The following is a 20664-nucleotide window of genomic DNA, read 5'->3' as shown; positions in this document are numbered from 1 at the left end:
ACGAAGAATAGACCTTAATAAATCTACTTGAAAGTGATTTCATCCTTTACCTGACTCTATAGAAAACAGCGCCTGCCTGGCGCATCAAAATGCCAGGCAGGCGCTGTTGAGCAAAGGCTATCGAAGCCTTATTAGTCGTTGCGCCGGAACCCCCGACCGCCATCGCCACCCATACCCTGCCGGTTATAGCGGTTGTTGGTGGGCGGTGTAAACCCGGCACTGAACTGGCGCAGGTTATACACAAAACTCAGCGTAAAATAGCGATTCAGTACCCGGCTCTGCACTTCTTCTACGTAGGTATCGGTTACGTTACGAACAATACTCCGGTTCTGATTCAGCAAATCGAAGACCTGAAACCGCAGTTCACCCTGCTTCTGTTTGAACAACTGACGGGCCAGGGCCATATTCAGCAATGTAAACGACTGATTATAACTACCCGACTGGCCACCGTAATGATTATATGTAACATTGGTGGTAAATGCAAACCGGAACGGTAACTGATAGAACAGATCCAGCGTGCCGGTCTGGTTCAGAAACGTGGTATTCTGCTGCGGCTGCAACGAATATTTGGCCGATTGCAGGTTAATGGTTCCAGCCAGATTAAGGTCTAGTTTGTCGTTGATGTTGGTGTTCAAACTCAACCCTTCGCCTATGAGCCAGTTCTGAGCCAGATTCGGACGACTGTTCACAAAGCTGGTTCCCCGGTTGTAGGTTGCGTTGGTATTCAGATTGATATTAATGCGATGTTCGTCAATTTTAATCGAACGACCCAGTGCCAGAAAGCCACTTAGCGTATAATAGCCATTGGTATTTACGGGCCGGGTTGTTTGTGCGCCCGAGGATGTAAACGACGTTGAGTTCACGATTTTGTTATCCGTCCGGCTGGCGTTGATCGATGCAAACAGGTTACGGAATGTAGACGGGTCGAAGCGGTTAAAATTCAGCGAAATCGTATGGCTATATTCGGGCTGTAGATTGGCATTGCCCAACTGAATATTCAGCGGATTCGTATTGTTCGGTACGGGCTGTAACTGATTTACCGATGGCGCATTGATCCGCGTACGATAGTTGAACCGGAGCCGTGTGTTTTTAGCGAAGTTGTAAGTAAACAACGCATTCGGCAGCAGGTTCGTAAACGTGCGGCTCAGCGTAGTGTCGCGGCTCAGGTTATTCGAATTCAGACTGGCCTGCTGTGCATCAACTCCAAACGCGTAGGTGTACTTCAAGCGTTTGGTTTGCCACGTCAAGCCCGCCCGATTGGTCATGTATGTATTAACAAAATTATTGCTCAGTGCCGCATTGGCCCGATCGTATTGTGCAGTTGCTTCGTTGAAATCAGTAACTGCCCGGTTCGACTCGTTATGATTGTTCGACAGATTGTAATGGAGTTCGAGGGTTTGCCGCATCGACAACGGTTCGGTATACGATACGTTGATGGTATTCGTCATCGCTCGTGTCTGCTGATCATTCTGCTGGTTGATCCTTTGTGTGTATAACCCACCCGTACCCGTCTGACTATCGGGTGCCCCGGTTGTTGCCGACAAGGGGGTTGTCGACTGCGTAACCGATTGGTTAATACCCAGGCTATTCTGGTTATTGAGGGCTACATTCCAGTTGACCGAAAATGTCCGTCCCTTCTTCTGAAACTTTCGGAACAACAGCACCGAATTATTTCCATTGAAGCCATTTCCATTCGAATGATAATTGGTTGTGCTGGTGTTCGTTGTAGCTCCCCCTCCATTGACCGTACGCGAATCACTTCCGTTCTGATAGTCGGATTGTAACCACGACAGATTCGGAATTACCCGAATTGTCGTCAGTGAATCAATCCGGTAATCGAGTCGCAGATTGAACCGGTTGTTGGTGTTAGTATTATCGGAACCGTTGGTCTGATTACGCACAAAGGTTGAGTCGGAGCGAGTAGTTGATGTACTGGTTCCGGGCAGGATATTTTCCCGGCGGCTGCTCTGCTGGGTTAGCGTGTTGGTATTCGATATGTTGTAGCTACCCGCCAGATCGACTTTTTTGCCGAAGCTATTGCGGTAGTTGATTCCGCCCGCCCACGATTTGGTGATGGCATTGTTGCCTACCTGACCACTGCTGCCACTACCGCCATTGCCACCGCTCCGACTCACACTACCCGATCCTGAGCCGCCACCCGAACCGTTGCCACTACCGCCAAAGTTGCTCCCTAAGCCAAGGTCCTGCGCCGTAAAACCCTGCTGGTTAACGTTATTGGCCATACCCAGAATCGACATCTGCTGCCCATTGTCGAAGCGGTTTAGCGTTGCTTTGGCAATATAGCGCGGATCGTCGCCGGGTTTAGGACCACCCGCTATCGACTGCTGCCCAAACGTACCTTTCCGTTTATCTTTTTTGGTTGTGATGTTGATCGTTTTAGACTGATCGCCATCTTCCACCCCCGAAAATGCCGACTGCTCCGACAACTGATCGAACAACTGCACCTTATCGATAATGTCGGCTGGCAAATTTCGGGTTGCCATCTTCGGATCATCACCAAAAAATGGTTTCCCATCAACCAGTACTTTTTTAACGGTCTGCCCCTGCGCCGTAATGTTGCCATCGCGGTCGACCTGAACTCCGGGAAGTTTCTTCAACAACTCTTCAACCTGCGCATTCGGCTGGGTTTTAAACGATCCGGCATTGAACTCCAGTGTATCCCCTTTCACGGCCATGGGCGCTTTTTCGCCCTGTACCGATACCTCATTCAGGGTCTGCGATTGCGCGATCAGTTCAATTGCACCAGCATCGGCTGTCGGATCGGCGCGGGTTATGGTTACTCGCTTAGCCCGGGTTGCATAGCCAACGTAGGTAACCAGAATCCGGTATTGGCCTTCAACAACATTTTTGAAAATAAACTGGCCTTCACCATCGGTGATTCCAAACGTAACCAGCGATGAATCGCGTGCTAATAGCAGCGACACCGATGCTTCGAGCAAAGGCTTACGCGTAACGGAATCAATGACGGAGCCTTTTACAACACCCGACTGAGCCTGTGCAGACACCGCTGCTACGCCTATTAGTGAACCAATAAGGCATACAATCGCTAACAACCGATGCCGGTAGCAAATGAAGTTCATTGTGGTTAATAATTGGTTATTGGTTGCGGGGGTTGGCATCATGGGCTATGAACCAGGTCGGGCCAGACGAGACCTAAAAGGTTTTTGAAACCTTTTAGGTCTGTTGTACCAATGTCCAATTTCCATTGACTAATTTCGGCCGGAACCGGGCATAGACGACATCATACGCTGGCGAAAATCGGCCATTGCTTTCCGGCGAATCTGCTCCATTTCTTCTGATGTAATGGTTTTCGCATTGGCAGGAGGTTCAACAGCCACTACATCGACAGCACCACTCGTCAGACCCGTTGCTTTATACGATTCACTATCCGACTCGATTTGCAGAACCACACCAGTGGGTGGCGTCAGATCGGCTACGGGCGAGTAGGTAAAAGGCAGATCGGTGGTATACCAGATCGTATAGGTTTCTTTCCGGCGGGTAGCGGTAGCTTTATGGCAAACATAACCAGCTATTTTTTTTGTCTTTTCGCTGGTTTGCCAGTCGGTTGCGGTTGGCATTGGGCGCTCGGCCCGATACACCTGCTGGACCGAATCGCGGGTTACAGTCATCACGTCGATTCGTTTCCGATTACCCATATCCAGATATGTTTGCTGGTCGAACGGCGGGGTCATACGCATTGGTCGCGGAGCACCACCCGCATTTCCCGAGTTGTCGTCGCCCATTCGTCGGCGCATCATCATATTCTGCGGACGGTCGCGCTGCTCTTTAGCCATTGTTCCCGAAAACACCAGTTTCTGCGTAAACGAAATCACATCCGGTGCCCCCTCGGGTGCATCGGCACTCCCCGGCCGAACATCCTGTCCATTCATATTCATCCGCATCTGCGAACGGTCGAACTGGCGTAGACCTTCGTAGGTGATGGTACCCGAAGTTGGTTGAGACGTTTGAGCTGTAGCTCCTGAATATAAGGCTATTACACCAGCTATAGTAAGATAAATTAGTTGCGCTTTCATATCCGTAATGAGGAAATGTACTCTGTAAAAGTTGCACATAAATTCGTATTAATACGATCAGATTTGCTAAATGGCACAAAACAGGCGCTAAAGACGTAATTTTGAATACTGAATGCCCAATTTATGGCTCCTCAACGCATTATTTCGCTGGTTCCGTCGCAAACGGAACTCCTCTTCGACCTGGGTCTCGATGCCGAAATAGCAGGTATTACAAAGTTCTGTATCCACCCCGCCGACAAAGTTCATAGCAAGCCCAGTATGGGCGGCACCAAAACGCTGCATATGGATCGGATTCATGCGCTAAAGCCCGATCTGATCATTGCCAATAAAGAAGAAAATACCCGCCAAGAAGTTGAGTACTTACAACAACAATACCCGGTTTATGTCAGCGATGTTGCAACCATAGCCGATGCACTCACGATGATTCGGGAAATAGGCACGCTGGTTGGCAAACGTTCGGAAGCCGATGCGCTGGCCAACCAAATCAGCCAAACCCTTTATCCTGCGCCCCAATCGCTCCGGAAAACGGTTGCCTATTTTATCTGGCGAAAACCCTACATGGCGGCCGCCAGCCATACATTTATCGACTCAATGCTAACTATGGCGGGATTTACGAACGTATTTGCAGCACAAACCCGCTACCCGGAAATTAACCCCGAAACGTTATCAACCGCTCAGCCCGATCTGATTTTTCTATCGTCGGAACCGTACCCGTTCACGCAAAAACATATTGACGAGTTTAAGGCTATTTGCCCTTCAGCTACCGTCGTGCTGGTCGATGGCGAAGTGTTTTCGTGGTACGGCAGTCGGTTATTGCGAGCCAGCGACTATTTTAGGAACTTGCATACTGAAATTGTCCGGCAACAGTCATGATCACCGATATAACTCAGCTCGATTCGAACGGCACCTATACCTATGCCGATTACCTGAAATGGCAATTCGACGAAAGCGTTGAATTGATTAAGGGGAAATTGTACAGGATGTCGCCAGTTCCGAAACGAAAACACCAGGATGCTTCCATAAATCTGGAGTTTGCTTTGTTGAAATACTTTGAGGACAAGACATTCAAAGTTTACGATGCTCCTTTTGATGTCCGTCTTCCTGTTCAAAATCGTAAGACTCCTAATCAGATTTATACGGTTGTGCAGCCAGACATTTGTGTAATATGTGATCTCTCAAAATTAGATGAAGACGGTTGTCTGGGCGCTCCCGATTGGGTTATCGAAATTACGTCGGAACGGCTAAAAACGATTTCAACGAGAAGTATAATCTGTATGAAGAAGCAGGCGTGCGGGAGTACTGGATCGTGCAACCGAAAGAAAAAGCGGTCAACGTTTACGTTCTGGAAGATGGTCAGTATGCACTTGTCGATGTCTATGAATCGACCGATATTCCCTGCCGGATTTTCCCGGATCTGACTATTTCGCACGAACGACTTTTCGAATAATTAACGCTTGCCCCATGCCTACAGCCAGCCATACGCTATCGGTTTCTTCGGTCAATATCATCCTGTTTGCAGCCCGGCAACGCGGTGCCGACACCGATCAACTGGCCCGCTCGGTAGGCATCGCTCCCGAACAGCTTCGCGACCCCGATGGCCGTGTTCTGATTCGGCAGGTGCAGGCGCTCTGGCGCGAAGTCATTGCGGTTACGGGCGACCCGACCATTGCGCTGAAACTGGGCGAAATGATCAATCCGGTGGCAGTAGGCGTGTTGGCGTATGTAATGATGCACTGCCCTACATTAGGGAAAGCTTTCGAAAAGCTATGTCAATATCAGGATATTGTTTGCGAAGGCGTACTGACAAAGGGACAAACAATTCATACCAGCAAGCCCGACGGTAGCAGTAGCCAGTTATTTGTATTATCGCTACACCTTATCAGCCCGGACATTATTTATCCCGAATATGCTCTCAACTCCGAACTGTCGGTGTATCAGTCGGCTATTCGGGCTCTGACGGGTTTACCCATTTCGCCCGGTGAAATTCGGTTTGCCTATCCCCGTCCAATCGATAGTAGCGAACACCAGCGCGTATTTGCGCCGGCCCATCTGACGTTCGATGCCGATGTTACGGCTATGGTATTCGATGCATCGCTGCTCGATACGCCCGTGCTGAATGCCAATCCAAGCCTTTCGGCCATGTTTGAGCAACACGCAACCGGATTGCTGAATCGGCTCAAAACGCCTTCACTGAGCAGCCGGGTTAAAGCCGAAATTGTCAGTTTAATGAAAGGTGAAGAGCCTACACTGGCCACCGTCGCCGACCGGCTGGCAATGGGCGTCAGAACTTTACAACTGCACCTGAAAGACGAAGGCACTACGTATCAGCAACTGCTGGACGAAACCCGGAAAGAGCTGGCCATTCAGCACCTGCGGGAACCGAACCTAAGCACTACCGACATCGCCTACCTGCTGGGCTTTGCCGAACCGAGCGTTTTTTTCCGGTCGTTCAAAAAATGGACGGGCGTTACGCCGGGCGCGTTCCGGCTCAATCAGGCCGCGTAGTATTGGTCTAGGACTGTTGGCTCACAACATCCCCAGACTGGTATGCTTAAAACTATCGGGGTATTTCAGGCCATAGCCCATCATGCGGTCCATACTCGAATGGGCGAAGAGAATAATGCCCACCAGCATCAGGTTCTGATTGCCGGTCATCAGCCCCAGCAAACCAATAACGATGCCTAGTCCTTTGTGGTGAAATACGTTGTAGAGCACCGCTCCTACCGCCGGATTGATCAGATAGCCAATCATACTTATGTCGGGCAACAGAATCAGCGCCGGAAACCACCACCAGGCAAACTGCAATCGGGAAAACAGATAAATAGCGCCCAGAAACTGAATCAATTCTTCGGATTTGAGTAAGATTTTCATGTGTATGTTGGTATAATGGTTTTATAAACAGGGGTTTGGCAAAAGACCGTGCCACGGTTAGTTTGCGCATAATGAGAGAACCGTGGCACGGTCTTTTGCCAAACTCCCGATAAAATCAGGCCGCAATGGTAGCTGGCTCAAAGGAGCGATGGAGCCGATGCTCGGCAAACCAGGCCAGCGTTTCGGTCAGGGCATCATCCATTGGCGTTGGCGTAAAATCGGGGAAGAGCGTCCGCACTTTTTTGTCGTCGAGCAGAATCGTGTTTTCATACAGATAGAGCATCTCTTTCACCTCCCGAAGAACAGGCATAAACACGCCAAGCACCGTCACCATCAACCGGCTATAGACCTCAACCTTCAACGGTTTGCCGACCAAACGGCTGATTTGCGTAAACCACGAACGAAGCGACGGTACGGTTGTGCCGCCGTAGTTCCATACCTGATAGGCAGCGGTAGTTGGTTTCTCCCATTCGCGCAGCATCAGGCGGGCAATAATTTCGGCGGCATCACTGGTAAATACGGCCTGATGCGGAATGTCGGCATTGGCTACCCACGGCAGGGCTTTCCCATTCAGAGCATTTTCAAAAATGGGCGCAACACCTTCGTTCAGCACGTTAGGCCCCCAAAAATCTGGCAACCGCACATTGATTACCCGACAATGGCCCGCGTTAGCAGCCTGCTCCATCATGCTCTCGATGGCAACACGAAGCTGGCCTTTGCGCGTACACGGATTGGGTAGACTATCTTCGCGAATCGGTTCTTTTGTGTTTCCGAAGTTGTAGACGTTACCCGGAAAAACAATTGTGGCTTGGTTCTTCGTGGCCGCATCGATTACCTTCTGCGTAACCGTATCCATATTGCCAAACCACTTATTGTAGGGGTAATTGATGCCGTGAAAAATAAAGTCTTTACCGATGGCCAACTGGTTAAGCAGCGCGGCATCCTGCGCATCGCCCTCAACGATAGTAAGCGTTGGCTGATTCGGGAACAAGGCTTCGGCTTTAGCCCGATTGCGAACCAGGATAGTAACAGGAAACTGGCGTGCTAACAGATTGACGGTTACGGCATAACCGATGCTACCGGTAGCGCCCAAGACCAGAATTTCGGGAGACGATTTATGCGTGATTGAGTTCATGATTGCTGTGCTATTTGTACACAACAAAGGTCCGGCGAAACGGCCGGAGCGTCGCTGACAAAGCACGCAATTCGACTGACCAATTACGAAAATCTGAATAGGCAGTGCCGCATTTGAACCGTATTTTCGCACGTGTCCGATAAGACAATCTATACAACAAATTCAATGAAGCTGTTTAGGATTTTAGTTCGAGATCATTTTTGTCATCCGACGCAGGACCGTGGTAAATTCATAATCTTTCACTAGCCAATGGAAGAACCGGGTAGACGAAGCCATTAGTCCAACTGATACTCCATTCAACCACCCAACGCTTGGCTATGGGTAAAAAGCCCTTGGCTGATTCAGGCCGCGATGCCTTCTCAAACTCGATACTCCAAGTAGCTAACTTAGCGGCAAATACTCCATTATAGGCCAGATCCCCGAAAACCTCTTCCAACCACCCCCACATCGCCACAAAATACTAATAACAAGAGGGACTGCTAAGGTCCCATGAGCTGCATCCACATCAGCTACCTACAAGTGCCCCTGCGCATTGACGACCAAGGTGCGCTTGCGTCCGCACGGGCGGCCCCGTATTGATAAGTTTATGGGCATCCATACCTTGGTATTCGTAGATTAGGCAATAATTTAACTTGTATCAATGCATAAATTCTCTGCCTAGTGATCTCCAGTTGGTTGAGAGTTGCATTCATCTTCTCGAAAAGTCCCGCTTTCTTCCACTGACCAAAATAGTAATAGACTACTTGCCATAGCAACCGGTCAGGGGTGAATGTTGCGCCACTAACTACCTGTGCGCAACAGCCACAAAATACCATCGAGAATCTTACGCAAATAGTACTTACATCTTGTGTTGGAGATTAAAAAAAGGCGAAATTGCGTTCCACTGGTAGTCGGTCAATGGCTCCCACCGTTTGGTCATAACTATGTAGTTTGGCGACCATAAAGTTACCCCCACTACCAGTCCTTTTCAATTCCCAAAACACGTTCTTAGAATTCTAAGAACATGTTTGTTATAGATACGTGAACTAATTTGTAATAAAACCTATCTCTTTCTTACGAAAGAATGCCTGCACCATTTTTGGGTCTTGCTCTAAAAGTCTGATCTGTTCCAAAACGGCCACTGTGAGTTCGTCTAAGCTGGTAAATACCTGATTTTTTAAACTTCGTTTTAGGTGACTCCAGAATAGCTCGACTGGGTTAAGTTCCGGACTGTAGGCTGGTAAACGTTCCAAATGAATCCGACCAGACTTGGCCCGCAGCATGGCTTTAACGGCTTCGCTACGATGAATCGATGCGCCATCCCAGATCACTAACAAGTCTCGTTTTCGATACCGGCTACAAAGCTTGCCCAGAAACCACACAATGTCTTCGCTGGTAAAAGGCTGATCTTGTCCCCCTACATACAAGCGCCCATTAGGAGCAATAGCTGCAATCAAGCTCAAGTGTGAACGACCGGCTTGTTCGATGACCATTGGTGTTTGGCCGCACGGTGCCCAAGTATGCGCTAAAAGTGGTAAAAGATAGCAAGCTGATTCATCGACATAGACAATAACCCGCCCTTCAGCATTCGCTTTTTTTGAGTTCAGGTAGCCGTTCTTGACGCCATTGGGCTACCGCCCGTACATCCTGCTGCCGGGCTTTAGCCTGTGGCTTTTGGCGGCTCCAACCTACTTTCTTCAATAACCGACCGACTTGCGATGGATCATAACTGACATCGAATAATTTCTTAATGACTTCATTAACACGAGGTCTTGTCCAAACTGCCCCCGCAAAGCCCTGATGCTCTGCTCCTTTGTTAAGTTCTTCAACAAGCTGACAAAGCTGAGCAGGCGTCAAACGAGTGGCTGCTCCGGGAGGCTTGCGCCACTGCAAGGCTGAGGGTCCTTGTTGACGATATTTCTTTAGGGTCTGACTAACCCATCCTTGAGTCAAGCCGAGTGCTTGGGCGATAGGCCCTTGCTTCCATCCCGCCTGATCGAGTTCGACACAGCGTCGTCGTAATACTTCGTAATCCGCTGGTTTGTATTTTGGCATACTAACAACAAGATATAAATATTATAAGAACGTGTTGGGGAATTATGTTTGGTTGCCTAGTTCGATTCGCTGTAGCATAATCTGAATGTTAGCCAAGTACAACCAACTGACCGAAGAAGATAGCGTGTACTCATAATCTTTGACGATCCGTCGAAAGAAATTGGTCCAGGCGATACTCCGTTCGACGACCCAGCGCTTGGCTACTGGCACAAACCCGCGGGCGGATTCAGGCCGCGAAGCTTTTTCAAACCGGGACGCCGGAGCGTTCAATGCTCCACTCACCTAAGGCTTGGGCAAAGATTCCGTTGTAAGCTTGATCACCCAACACCTTTTCTAGTCGCTCACCGGCTGTCCAAAGTATATCTTTAATCAGCGGGACTGCTGCCGATCCATCACTATCCCCAGCTGAATGAACTTGGGCTACCCATAGACGACCTTGAGTGTCAACAACCAACTGACGTTTGCGGCCATTCACTCGCTTATAGACGTCTAATCCTCGGTACTCACAGATCATTGGACTCAGCTTAACGCTCTGTGAATCAATGCATAGTAGCGATGGGTATGCTTCTTTGCCAAATCGTTGACGGTCCATCTTATTGAGAGCCAAATTAATTTTCTCAAAGGTTCCATCAGATTTCCACTGATCAAAATAGTAATAAACCGCCTGCCAATGGGGCCAAGGGCCAGCTAGATTCCTCCATTGAGCACCCGAGCGCAACAACCAAAGAATGGCATTAATAATTTGCCGTAAATCATGCTGTCGTTTGCGTTTCAGGTTAAGAAAGGGCGAAATTGCGGCCCATTGAGAGTCGGTCAGAACACTGAACTGTTTAGTCACATCCTTGTTGCTTGGTCGCTACAAAGGTGACACGACTCTCAGCCTTTCTCAATTCCCCAACACGTTCTAAACCTACTCACGGAGCTATAATTCCAAGAAAACATTCGATATACATTGTAGCTTATGGATCAAATTACCAATGTGGCATTAGAAAGAATTAGAGAAGCAGAAAGAGATAATAGCTCTCAGTGCTGGACATTGAGGGAGTAGAATAGGAAAAAGCGAGGGCAAATGCTTGTTTTGTAGCGTGACCAACTTAACAAGATTCCACTCCTCGCTTTTGGACAAAGCTAAGGATTTTGGCCAGGATCTCTCACCGACTCTGCTGAAAAATCTCATCGCCATCGGCTGCGCCATCCTCATCAAGGAGACCGTCAACCTTAACAAGCTTAAGAACCACATGGGGCTACTACTAGGTAATCAGCACACCCAGACGGATTCGCACTATCGCCGACTTACCCGCTTCTTTGACCATCCAGTGGCCCAGCGGAGGCTGTGGAAGTGGCTGCTGGTGTGGATCTTAGGCTATATCAAACGCTGGGATGGCCGCTCCATGAGCCTTTACCTAACGTTGGATGCTACCAGTTGGCAGCTAGGTAAACAACCTATTCAGTTGTTGGTTTTGTCTCTGGTCTATCGGCAGGTGAGCCTGCCTTTATTCTGGATGGATTTGGCCAGGAAAGGTCATTCTTCTCAGCAGCAGCGCAAACGCTTGCTCCAGCAAGCCATGAAGCTCTACCCCGTGAAGGGCTTCTGCCTGTTAGGGGATCGTGAGTACGGGGGTAAAGCCTGGTTGCAGTTTCTAACCCAGAGTGGCCTCAACTTTATTATCCGTTTACCCAAAGATTCTTATAAAGAGGCTATTAGCGCCGGGGGCAAGGCCTACAGTGCTTTGCTCAAGCGAGCTTTAAGGGGCCGCACCGTCAGCCAGTGGTTTACCCTGGAGGGCCACCGCTACCAGTTTGTAGCTCGGTCTCATCAGGATGGCGCCCAAAGTGCGGACCCTTTGGTGCTCTTGATCAGTAATCTAAGCTGGTCCAAACACGTCGTTGTTGAGCGCTACCGCATCCGCTGGACCACGGAGTGTCTGTTCAAGCATTTGAAGAGCAATGGGTTCCATGTAGAAGAGCTGGGCGTTCAGCACTGGGCTAAAATTAGGCTGTTAGTGGTCATTATCGTCGTGTTATACGTGATCTGTGTCGCTGAAGGCTTTCGGCAGTATCATCGGCTTCGTCCGAAAAAGAAGGAATTGGGCAACTTTCAGCCACGGGAGTCGGTGTTCCGCAAGGGTTATTCAGGCGTGGTTAATCAGCTTAGCTCGATTGAACATTTCTTAGATTGGTTGATGAAGCAGTTAAGTAAGCCGCTGAAGATTCCTATCCGCATCTTTTTCTTCAATGTCCAGCACTGAGATAATAGCTCTTATCTTGACCTTAGTAGTTTACAATTGAGGGCCTTACCGCCTGAAATCGGCTTACTAACATGCCTAAGAGAATTAGATTTAAGCAATAATTATCTAACGCGATTACCTACTGAAATAGGTCAACTAATTAGATTGACCTATTTAAATCTAAGCAACAATACATTTGATTATACAAATGGTATAGGATTTGATTTTCCTTGTTATCTACCTATAGAAACACTTGATTTATCTTATAATAACATATCTAGGATACCAGAAGATATTTTTTATTTGGAAGAAGTCAAAGATGTCATTTTGGATGGCAATTACATACTGAATGGAATTCCTAAATATATAATCGAAGAAGGAGCAAATGCAATTAATGCATATTTTAAAGAAATCCTCCTTTCAAAATATACCAGCAGTTTACTTGAAGCAAAATTATTATTTGTTGGCCAAGGAGAAGTTGGAAAGACATCATTAATGAAGAAAATCACTGATTCAAAATTTATATTTATTGAAGGCAATGAAGAAACAACACACGGCATAAATATAGGCAAGTGGCCAATTCCTATTTCTCTAACAAAAGAAGAAGCTATAAATTATCACTTTCTAAATGAATATGACATAGAATCTGAGGACTATGACAACTATTCTGACAATGATGATAATGACTATTTTAATGATGATGATGATGACGATGACGATGATGATGATGATGATGATGAATTATATAGAAACAACTACTCAATAACAATAAATGCTGTCTTAAATATTTGGGATTTTGGCGGACAAGAAATATATTATTCTACTCATCAATTTTTTTTAACAAAAAGATCAATATATGTATTTGTATGGGATGCACGCAAAGAAGAAGAATATAAGGGGTTTGAATATTGGTTTAATATCATTAACTCCTTAAGCGAGAATAGTCCTGTAATCATTGTGATGAATAAATCAGATATAAGAATAAAAACCATTGATGAAAGTACTTTAAAACATAATTTCCCTAATATCATATCGTTTCATCACACTAGCTGTTTAACTAACCAAGGCATAAGTAGATTAAAAGAAAGTATAATAAATACATTTAGAAAGCTCCCCCATTTTGCTGAGCGTTTACCTAAAGTATGGATTGATATTAGAAAGAGGCTTTCGGATTTGAATAGAAACTTTATTACTTATGATCAATATTTAAATATATGCTCACAGTATGACATATATAATACAAGAGCTGATTTCCTAAGTGATTATTTTCACGATTTAGGAGATATATTACACTTTCAAAAAGACCCAATATTGAAAAATATTGTTATTCTAAAACCGGAGTGGGCCACTAGTGCATTCTATAAACTTATTGATAATAAGCAAATTCAATACCAGTACGGACGCTTTTCATTGATTGAGTTGAATAATATTTGGGATTTGGAAACCTATCCCAACGGAGTACACAATGAATTGATAAAATTAATGGAAAGATTTGAGATGTGCTTTAACTTAGTAGGGTCCTATGACTATATAATCCCTGAATTATTAATACCTAATCTTAGTTTTAACCCAAGGCCTAGATTTATTAAAGCGCAACTAAGATTCGAATATAATTTTAAGTTTATGCCAGCCGGAATAATCCCTAGATTTATTTGCAGAAACTTCATATCAATTGAAAAAAATTTATTTTGGAAAAATGGATTAATATATAGATTTGATGAATCCTCTGCGCTTATAATAGGAGATCCGATAAACAGAAAAATCGAAGTATTAGTACAGGGTGATGACAATGAGGCCGTATTAGGAATAATAAGGAAAGAATTTAATGAAATATTTACTTCTTTAAACTTAGATAGGGAAACAGATTTTCGTGAAATGATTCCTTGTTGTTGCTCTGAATGCTCTACATCTCAGGTACCACATTTTTTTTCATATACCACTCTAAAAAGATTTTTGAGAAAAGAGAAGAGGACAATTACTTGCGATAAAAGCGCCGAAGATGTTAGAGTGGTAGAACTCCTGAAAGGATACGATAGGTTTAAAGTCAATGACAGGATCTTCGAAAACCTGATAACTGCATGCTCACAATTACAAGGTTTACAAAAAAACATTCAAAATGATGAAGATAGTAGAAACGGCTTTATTACAAATGTATTAAACAATAAAGGAATATATGCAAAAGATCAGAGTCGCTGGGGGGCATCGCCATCTAATAAATCTCAAGGCGAAATTGACATAAAGATAGAAAACAGTGATGGTTTAACAATTAGTATCTTTGAAGGATTAAATCTATCTTACGCTGACAAAACAAAAATTCACTCTCATATTGAGAAGATTTTCAACTATGATACTAATGGTTTGTCAAGTAATTTCATAATTGCCTATATAAACAATACCAATTTTATAGATTTATGGGAGAAATACAAAGCTATTTCAACTTCTGCTAATACAAAATTTGCATTAACTGGAAATTTTGATGATTTATCTGACGACTATTCCTATGGAGCTCATTTTAAAATTGGGAGAACCAAATATAAAGTAAACGATAACATAACTTCTATCTATCATTTTTTTCTAGACATGAATTATGCATAATTAAATTAAAAGCTTATTTCAATAATTTAAGCAGTTACGCAGAATCAAATTGGACTATCGAGTAAACTAAATCGTTTATTATCAAGCAATTATTTACTCAGTCGCTCAATCACTAATCCCCTCATTTACTTAACCTTTATTGATGCCATCATTTCGGTGCGTTTCAAATTATAGCAAACTGGCGGTCATTACAAAATTGTGATAATAAAATCGGCCTCTATGCATCATAAGACTCGAAAGAGGGCGATTGGGTGCATATTGTGCTCCATGCCGACAACAACCCACAAGAGCTACCCGACGAACTGCGCGACTGCCTCATGGATGAACCGCCCGCCTACGACGCTTTTCTGGCCTGTACGGATGCGCAGCAGAAAGCTTATATCGACTGGATTTATTCGGCCAAAATCGACGAAACCAAAGTAGAACGAATCCTCAAAACGATTGAGGCACTTCTGGGCAATCAGAAACGTTCTGCCCATAAATAGCCAACACTCCCTTCACCCAGAGCTGTTAAGAAAAGGGGACGTACACCCTGTTTTGAGCCCTGAAAGGGTGAAATTATTTCACCCTTTCAGGGCTCAAAACAGGGGCTTAGAATTCTTTTTTACTATAATCCTGACACGCCTTCGGCGCTGAAAAAGAGCACTTAACATCCCTACTCCCACTCCGGTCTATGAACTATCAGGTTTACACGCCCTGCGCTCAACTCCAGCCCTACGTCAGACACCTGATTATTTCTGAAACCGCCCACGAACAGACATACAAAATACTGCCCGACACGTCGGTAGTGATCGGGATTCAATACCGTGGGCGTCTGGCCTATCATGGCAACAACACACTTATTCCGCTGGCCACATCAGGCATTACGGGTCTGATGGATTCGTTTCGGATTTTCAGCAACTCCCGCCACATCGGCACCGTATTGATTGTCTTTACAGAAACAGGAGCCGCTTCCTTTTTTCGTGAACCACTGCACGAGCTATTTCGCCAGAGTGTTTCGCTCGATCATTTCATAACGGCTTCTACCCTGCAACGACTGGAAGAGCAACTGGCCGAAGCCCCTACCGATCAGCAGCGAATTGCTATCACCGAACGGTTTCTGCTCTCGCACTTGCACAATACACCAACAGACCGGCTTGTTCGGGCCGCTATCGACATCATTCACCAAACAAATGGTACGATCCGAATGAAAGAACTGGCCCATCACCTGTGTATCAGTCAGAGTCCGCTCGAAAAGCGTTTCCGGCAAGTTGTGGGGGCTTCACCAAAAAAATTCGCCACGCTGGTTCGGATTAAACATACCCTGAAAAGCCTTGCTTTGGGGAGTAACCTTACTGACATCGGCTTTGAAGCGGGCTACTTCGATCAGGCGCATTTCAATAAGGAGTTTAAAGCTTTTACGGGCCTTGCACCGCTTGAGTTCCTGAAAGAAAATAGGGTAAAGCGGCCAATCTGAAAAACGATTTTTTACAATCATATGGTCCCATCCGTGCAGACATTTGTAACACAAAAACAAAGCCGTTATCAATGAATGCACTCGACAAAATCCATCAGGCCTACGCCACCGCCCGCACCTATCCCGATCTGGCTCAGAAACTTATAGAAGCCAGCGTTCAGTCCTATACGGTCGACGTTTCGTCCGGTATTATTCTGTATCATCTCCCTAATGGGCAAACAGCGATTCATGCAAAGACCGCAAATCCACGGCCTATTGCCAACACCTTCAGTCAGGAATTGACCATCAAAGCCATTCGCGACAATCAGCAGGGGAAAACAGATTACCCAACGTTCATGACCGATATTGCCGAAGCAGGCGTACGGTTCTACGATGCCATTCTGACTGGTCCTTCTAAACGCGTTGTTTACATAGGAATTGGCGGTAGTTATGACGAATTGATACCGATCAATTGACAGGCTTAGTAACACAGCAACCCGCCTGAAACCAGGCGGGTTGCTTACTTTTCTCAGCAAGAAGCTAAGTTATGGATGCAGCCGCTTTGCTTTCAGGGTTTTCAACCACAACTCTGGCTCATCGGTCTGGATAATGTTTGCCCCGTTGCCCAGCAAACGGGCCATTGCCTGATCGGTTTGACCCGACTTCAGCAACCGATCGGGTTCGCCCAATGCATTGATCCAGACTCGGGCTTTGTTCTGTTTAATCAGGCTTGTAACAGTCGGATTATAAAACGTAAAATCAATGTGCACCACTTCGGGCCTGAACAGCGTCAGTAAACTATCGGCTGTTGCCTGCGAATGGGCTCTTGGCATGAGCATATAGTCGGGATCAGCCTGCTCCACGCGCTTCAGCATCGTCACATCGTCGTCGAAAAAGATCACCTGTTTTTCGGTGCCGGTTTTCCGGATTACCTGCAACACCGGATCGAGCTTATCTGTTTTCATATCCAGATCGATCAGGATTTTGCCTTTCGTTAGCCGTAACAACTCGTCGAGCGTCGGAATTTTATAGGCGGTCAGTTGTCCCTGCGCATCTTTCAGAAAAAACTGATTCAACTCAGCATAGGTATAGGTTTCGGGGTCGCCCTTTCCGTTGGTTGTTCGGTTAATGGTTCGGTCGTGCATCAGCACCGGTATACCATCTTTCGTTACTTTCACATCTGTTTCGATAATGTCGACACCCGCATCCAAAGCCGCCTGAAAAGCAGGCAATGAATTTTCGGGATAGTGATTATGAACAGACCGATGAGCCGCTACCAGTACCGTAGCCGGATCGCTAAAACGCTGCCGGATTGCCTGCGCTGTTTGTTGAGAAAATCCACGTATCCAGCAAGCCATTAACAAGCCTGCCAGCATTAGTTTTCTGATCATAAAATTGAGGAGATGATTTATGGTTGCTCCGCAGAAGAAGGATGTATACCGATAAGCAGCGCAACCATAAACTTTAAACCGTAAATGGTCCAGACTATTTCAACTCTTTCGTATCGGTCATAAACATACGGGTGCTTTCGGTGTAGGTTCCGCCCGTAGGTGCTTTGTATTTCAGATCGACATAAAAAGCCCGATAGCCCGACGCTGGATAAACTTCTGTCAGAGAAATCCTGTCTTTGTTTTTAATATCCAGGCTTTTACCCTCCCATTTTTCATCCTGGAAAATCATATCCGTCGAATTGGCCGACCAGACCGTCACATTTTCGAGCTTGTCGGCGGTAGTTTTTATGTTGAGATCGAGTCCTTTTTTCGTTGTCGTTACCGTCCACTGGCAAGCTGGATACGGTTTCCTGGCCAGCGTATTGCCGAAGAACGCACTCAAGGCTTCCAGCGCCTGCCGCTTGTCGCCCAGCTCATGCCCCACATTCGGCACATAATGAATGTAGTTTTCGCCCGGAATCTGGCCAATATAATTCTTGATGGCATCAACGGTCCAGTATTCGTCGTTCGTTCCCATAAAGATCATTTTGGGCATGGTTAACTTTTTGCGATACGAATACGGGTCGATCATTTCGGTAACTGCACTGCCCTCTTTGCTATGAACCGTCTGCGGAATGCCCAACTTTACGTAGTCTTCGATTTGCTCACTGTATTTATTCCAGATTTTCATCTGATAGTCCAGATTGACCGGCATATTCAGTACATCGATCACCATTGGTGCAATGGCCACGGCCCGCTTATCGCTCGCACCGGTGAGCCAGGTCGTCCAGCCCCGCTTGGAAGCGCCCGATACCACAAACCGGTTAATGTCTTTATGCAGCGTTTGTTTGCTCAGTTCCTGCACAGCATCCATTGCCCGAACGGCACTTTTCACCATCGGGAACAGCAACGGCCACGTATAATCACCATCTTTTTTGAACTGATGCAGCGTGTACGAAATCAGAGCATCTTCGGTCAGATTATCGAATAAAGGCTGGTTGGGTGTTTGCCGAAGAACGGCCACAATCGCCTTGTTTGCCGTAGCCACCGTACTGATTGCGCGGTTAAATTTATCGTCGTGTCCGTTCCAGTTTGGTTCGCCATTTTTTACCGATCCGCCTGTGATAAACAGCAACGCGCCGTCGTAGTTAACCTCTTTTGGAACCAGCACCGATAGCTGGTGTTTCCAGGTAAACTCGCGCCATTTCTGCGAAGTCAGCAGCACTTCGTAGGCCGTGATGTCGCCATAGGTGTGGGTATCTTTAATTTCCCATTTGAACGAATTATCGCCATTATGCAGATAACTTTCCAGCGCTGTCGATGGCGTTACCCCATCGGTTGGTTTAGGAAATTCGAACGCAAAAAGTGCCCCAACAAAAGTAATCAGGACAAGAGTTTTTAATAGATAAGATTTCATTGAGTTATTAACGTTTATGCTAGGTGTTTTTTTCGGCAGGATTTTCAGGATGGACAGGATTGATTCTTATTCCTTTTTGGACTAAACAAACCCTGCAAATCCAGTGAATCCTGGTGGAAAAATAATTCATTTATACCCATCGGCTTTCGGCGAACTGGCAATGAGTTTCAGGGCTTCGTCCATATAAATTTCGGCCGTATTTTCACCTAAACTGGTTCGGCTAACGTATTCATAGCGTTTGAAGCTGTTGAAATCGACCTTTGTCAACATATAGCCAAAAGCGTCGTTGGTTAGTCCGAATAAGAACGGGGCTTTTGTGTGCATATGCCGTTTCAGGTAAAAACCAATATTGGGCAATGCTTCGCCCGGAATGGTCAGAATCTGGGCCGTGCCAATGTCGAGCAGATTTACCTGGGCGACTACCTTATCGCCCGCGGCTACATCATAATGCAACGGCGAGTTCTTGACAATATATTTCATAACGTTCGATTCAATGGGGAATGCTATATTTCGAACGGTACAAAACAGCGCCGGACTCGACTGAGTGTCGGCAGGGGCTATAATTCGCAGGGCTTCGTCGGCCAGCAGTTCGCCGATACGAATACATTCTTCCCACGTATTGGCTTCTTTGCCTCCTTCCCGACGGTTATCGGCCGTTACCATGCCTCCCTGGGCGCCATTCACAAACATGGCCATGCCACCGGTTTTTGCTTCGATCCGACTACACAGTGGTCCGCACAAATCCGGGCTGAGGATTCCACGGCCCGAACCAATCACTTCGGGATGAATTGCATAGTTTACCAGGGTAACAATTGGTTTTCCCGAGGTAGCTATGGCCTGAATTACGCCACAACGCGGATCATAGAGATCGGGAGCGTAATAGTTATAGGCAATTTGACCTTTGGCTTCACCGACCCCAATTTTCAGGGAAGCCGGTCCCAGATTTCGGGTGGCTTCATTCACTGCATCGGCAACGGCATGAACACATTTGTCGAGATAGCTCAGATCGGCAAAGGCTTCTCCTTTTTCGTTCGGAAATCCATAGGCATCGGGCCCGCTATGGGTGTGCGTCGCACAGATCAGAATATTTTCGGGTGGTATGCCCTTAATCAACGCCCGCGACTTGTTGCCCAGCACCGATGGCCAGCCCAGATTATCGACACTAACAATGGCAATGCGCGTACTGCCTTTCTCGAAAACGCAGGCTCTTATATACAGATCACCCTTTTTCTCTACTGCTTTTTTGGGCGTACCTATGCCTCCCGAAACGGGCAGTAACGGATCGGGCGTAATGAGTCTGACGGCTGCTCCTGCCCTGAAATCCTGCGAAATGGCAGTTCTGGCAAGCGACAGGAATACAAGTAAGACAGTAAGCGTTTTCATACATGACTTATTAAGCGAGAAACCAAACATTGCTTAATCACTGATTAAGCAGAATCAGATTTGTTTATTTGTCCACAGAGC

18 protein-coding genes and 1 pseudogene are annotated in these 20664 nt (G+C 46.4%); 9 read left to right on the top strand and 10 right to left on the bottom strand.

Annotated elements, in window-relative coordinates; genetic code table 11:
• Positions 1–131: 131 nt before the first annotated feature.
• Complete coding sequence (locus WBJ53_RS07765) at positions 132–3101, bottom strand: outer membrane beta-barrel family protein (protein ID WP_338875501.1); 2970 nt, start codon at positions 3099–3101, stop codon at positions 132–134.
• A gap of 129 nt (positions 3102–3230) precedes the next feature.
• Positions 3231–4055: a GLPGLI family protein gene (locus tag WBJ53_RS07760; protein ID WP_338875500.1), complete on the bottom strand. Its 825-nt coding sequence runs from the start codon at positions 4053–4055 to the stop codon at positions 3231–3233.
• Positions 4056–4178: 123 nt separating this feature from the next.
• Between WBJ53_RS07760 and WBJ53_RS07755 the strand changes: the two genes are divergently transcribed.
• The 4 genes and pseudogenes from WBJ53_RS07755 (at position 4179) to WBJ53_RS07740 (ending at position 6560) form a co-directional block, all read left to right on the top strand.
• Positions 4179–4928, top strand: a complete 750-nt coding sequence (locus tag WBJ53_RS07755) for a helical backbone metal receptor (RefSeq protein WP_338875499.1) — start codon at positions 4179–4181, stop codon at positions 4926–4928.
• Positions 4925–5239, top strand: a pseudogene (locus tag WBJ53_RS07750) (Uma2 family endonuclease); the annotation flags it as partial. The gene WBJ53_RS07755 and the pseudogene WBJ53_RS07750, both read left to right, overlap by 4 nt.
• 11 nt (positions 5240–5250) lie before the next feature.
• The gene (locus WBJ53_RS07745; protein ID WP_338875498.1) at positions 5251–5502 is read left to right on the top strand and encodes a Uma2 family endonuclease; all 252 of its coding nucleotides are present in this window, start codon (positions 5251–5253) and stop codon (positions 5500–5502) included.
• Between the two features lie 14 nt (positions 5503–5516).
• The gene (locus WBJ53_RS07740; protein ID WP_338875497.1) at positions 5517–6560 is read left to right on the top strand and encodes an AraC family transcriptional regulator; all 1044 of its coding nucleotides are present in this window, start codon (positions 5517–5519) and stop codon (positions 6558–6560) included.
• A 21-nt stretch (positions 6561–6581) separates the two neighbouring features.
• Here the strand turns inward: WBJ53_RS07740 and WBJ53_RS07735 are convergent, their stop codons facing one another.
• The 5 genes from WBJ53_RS07735 to WBJ53_RS07715 form a co-directional block, all read right to left on the bottom strand.
• Positions 6582–6926 carry a DUF4260 domain-containing protein gene (locus tag WBJ53_RS07735; RefSeq protein ID WP_338875496.1) on the bottom strand — a complete coding sequence of 115 codons (345 nt, stop codon included), beginning with the start codon at positions 6924–6926 and terminating at the stop codon, positions 6582–6584.
• Positions 6927–7041: 115 nt separating this feature from the next.
• Positions 7042–8061, bottom strand: coding sequence for an NAD(P)H-binding protein (locus tag WBJ53_RS07730; RefSeq protein WP_338875495.1), 1020 nt, complete (start codon positions 8059–8061; stop codon positions 7042–7044).
• A gap of 1025 nt (positions 8062–9086) precedes the next feature.
• Positions 9087–9611, bottom strand: a complete 525-nt coding sequence (locus WBJ53_RS07725) for an IS630 family transposase (protein ID WP_338877169.1) — start codon at positions 9609–9611, stop codon at positions 9087–9089.
• Between the two features lie 10 nt (positions 9612–9621).
• Positions 9622–9993, bottom strand: coding sequence for a winged helix-turn-helix domain-containing protein (locus WBJ53_RS07720; RefSeq protein WP_338875494.1), 372 nt, complete (start codon positions 9991–9993; stop codon positions 9622–9624).
• Positions 9994–10339: 346 nt separating this feature from the next.
• Positions 10340–10933: an IS5 family transposase gene (locus WBJ53_RS07715; protein WP_338875493.1), complete on the bottom strand. Its 594-nt coding sequence runs from the start codon at positions 10931–10933 to the stop codon at positions 10340–10342.
• Positions 10934–11213: 280 nt separating this feature from the next.
• Between WBJ53_RS07715 and WBJ53_RS07710 the strand changes: the two genes are divergently transcribed.
• From WBJ53_RS07710 to WBJ53_RS07690, 5 genes are all read left to right on the top strand, one after another.
• Positions 11214–12344 (top strand): transposase, encoded by a 1131-nt coding sequence (locus WBJ53_RS07710; protein ID WP_338868327.1) that lies wholly within the window; start codon positions 11214–11216, stop codon positions 12342–12344.
• Between the two features lie 36 nt (positions 12345–12380).
• On the top strand, positions 12381–14918 hold the full coding sequence (locus tag WBJ53_RS07705) for a COR domain-containing protein (RefSeq protein ID WP_338875492.1): 2538 nt from the start codon (positions 12381–12383) through the stop codon (positions 14916–14918).
• Positions 14919–15169: 251 nt separating this feature from the next.
• Entirely contained in the window at positions 15170–15403 is a 234-nt protein-coding gene (locus tag WBJ53_RS07700) for a YdeI/OmpD-associated family protein (RefSeq protein WP_338875491.1), read from the top strand.
• A gap of 188 nt (positions 15404–15591) precedes the next feature.
• Entirely contained in the window at positions 15592–16374 is a 783-nt protein-coding gene (locus WBJ53_RS07695) for a helix-turn-helix domain-containing protein (RefSeq protein WP_338875490.1), read from the top strand.
• A 71-nt stretch (positions 16375–16445) separates the two neighbouring features.
• Positions 16446–16829, top strand: coding sequence for a DUF1398 family protein (locus WBJ53_RS07690; RefSeq protein ID WP_338875489.1), 384 nt, complete (start codon positions 16446–16448; stop codon positions 16827–16829).
• Between the two features lie 69 nt (positions 16830–16898).
• Here the strand turns inward: WBJ53_RS07690 and WBJ53_RS07685 are convergent, their stop codons facing one another.
• The 3 genes from WBJ53_RS07685 to WBJ53_RS07675 form a co-directional block, all read right to left on the bottom strand.
• Entirely contained in the window at positions 16899–17744 is an 846-nt protein-coding gene (locus WBJ53_RS07685) for a glycerophosphodiester phosphodiesterase family protein (RefSeq protein WP_338875488.1), read from the bottom strand.
• 94 nt (positions 17745–17838) lie between these two features.
• Complete coding sequence (locus WBJ53_RS07680; RefSeq protein WP_338875487.1) at positions 17839–19200, bottom strand: PhoPQ-activated protein PqaA family protein; 1362 nt, start codon at positions 19198–19200, stop codon at positions 17839–17841.
• A gap of 126 nt (positions 19201–19326) precedes the next feature.
• Complete coding sequence (locus WBJ53_RS07675; RefSeq protein ID WP_338875486.1) at positions 19327–20583, bottom strand: hypothetical protein; 1257 nt, start codon at positions 20581–20583, stop codon at positions 19327–19329.
• Between the last annotated feature and the right edge of the window lie 81 nt (positions 20584–20664).

The organism is Spirosoma sp. SC4-14 (assembly GCF_037201965.1).
Classification (GTDB): Bacteria; Bacteroidota; Bacteroidia; order Cytophagales; family Spirosomataceae; genus Spirosoma.
Note: the sequence above shows the minus strand (reverse complement) of the source record. Positions and strands in the feature narration are given on the sequence as shown.

What these genes read in the sequence shown, in the direction of transcription:
- WBJ53_RS07765 (WP_338875501.1), bottom strand. Translation starts at nt 3,101, where the DNA reads ATGAACTTCATTTGCTACCGGCATCGGTTGTTAGCGATTGTATGCCTT.
- WBJ53_RS07760 (WP_338875500.1), bottom strand. Translation starts at nt 4,055, where the DNA reads ATGAAAGCGCAACTAATTTATCTTACTATAGCTGGTGTAATAGCCTTA.
- WBJ53_RS07755 (WP_338875499.1), top strand. Translation starts at nt 4,179, where the DNA reads ATGGCTCCTCAACGCATTATTTCGCTGGTTCCGTCGCAAACGGAACTC.
- WBJ53_RS07740 (WP_338875497.1), top strand. Translation starts at nt 5,517, where the DNA reads ATGCCTACAGCCAGCCATACGCTATCGGTTTCTTCGGTCAATATCATC.
- WBJ53_RS07735 (WP_338875496.1), bottom strand. Translation starts at nt 6,926, where the DNA reads ATGAAAATCTTACTCAAATCCGAAGAATTGATTCAGTTTCTGGGCGCT.
- WBJ53_RS07730 (WP_338875495.1), bottom strand. Translation starts at nt 8,061, where the DNA reads ATGAACTCAATCACGCATAAATCGTCTCCCGAAATTCTGGTCTTGGGC.
- WBJ53_RS07695 (WP_338875490.1), top strand. Translation starts at nt 15,592, where the DNA reads ATGAACTATCAGGTTTACACGCCCTGCGCTCAACTCCAGCCCTACGTC.
- WBJ53_RS07690 (WP_338875489.1), top strand. Translation starts at nt 16,446, where the DNA reads ATGAATGCACTCGACAAAATCCATCAGGCCTACGCCACCGCCCGCACC.
- WBJ53_RS07685 (WP_338875488.1), bottom strand. Translation starts at nt 17,744, where the DNA reads ATGATCAGAAAACTAATGCTGGCAGGCTTGTTAATGGCTTGCTGGATA.
- WBJ53_RS07680 (WP_338875487.1), bottom strand. Translation starts at nt 19,200, where the DNA reads ATGAAATCTTATCTATTAAAAACTCTTGTCCTGATTACTTTTGTTGGG.
- WBJ53_RS07675 (WP_338875486.1), bottom strand. Translation starts at nt 20,583, where the DNA reads ATGAAAACGCTTACTGTCTTACTTGTATTCCTGTCGCTTGCCAGAACT.